The organism is Pseudomonas sp. Wu6, from assembly GCF_019891515.1.
Lineage (GTDB): Bacteria > Pseudomonadota > Gammaproteobacteria > Pseudomonadales > Pseudomonadaceae > Aquipseudomonas > Aquipseudomonas orientalis_A.
Genome location: NZ_JAFLXH010000093.1, coordinates 1 through 587 on the forward strand (window position 1 = coordinate 1; position 587 = coordinate 587).

Annotated in this window: 1 protein-coding gene and 1 pseudogene; both read left to right on the forward strand. The window is 62.9% G+C overall.

The genetic code is table 11. The annotated features are described in order from the left end of the window. A pseudogene (locus J1G34_RS26935) lies at window positions 1-220 on the forward strand (ShlB/FhaC/HecB family hemolysin secretion/activation protein); the annotation flags it as partial. Window positions 221-251: 31 nt separating this feature from the next. Continuing rightward, the coding region (locus tag J1G34_RS26940; RefSeq protein ID WP_222994866.1) for a filamentous hemagglutinin N-terminal domain-containing protein at window positions 252-587 on the forward strand (336 nt) is incomplete at its 3' end.

Sequence of the window (587 nt, forward strand, 5' to 3'; positions counted from 1 at the left end):
CTTCGAATACGGCGCCAGCGTCGGCTACGACCAGGGCGTGATCCGCAACGACCGCTACAACGACAACGTTCATGGCCGCGTGTCCAGCAACTCCCTGGAGCTGTTCGCCCGAGGCAAGAACGTCAGCACCAGCGTGACCTTTGCCCACTCGCTGGAAAGACCCGGAGTCGTCACCGAGCGCGAAGCGCCGATCTACTTCCGCCTGGATTTCTTCCTGTAATTCAACGTTGCGCCGCAGCGAGAAACTGAAAATGGACGTTCGACAATTTGCCTTCCTGGCCCGCCAACCTTCCGCCACCCTGAAACCGCGAAACGCGTTCTTCGGCCTGCCCAAACGCGGGCTGGCGTTGATCCTCGCCAACGCACTGTTCTGGCAACCGCTGCTGGCCCAGGCCGAGGGCATCGTGGTCAGTGCGCCGGGTACCACGGTGGGCGCGGCGGGCAATGGCGTGCCGGTGGTGAACATCGCCACGCCCAACGGCGCAGGCTTGTCCCATAACCAGTTCCAGCAGTACAACGTCGGCCCCAACGGCGTGATTCTCAACAACGCCAACGGCGCGCTGCAAAACACCCAACTGGGCGGGATC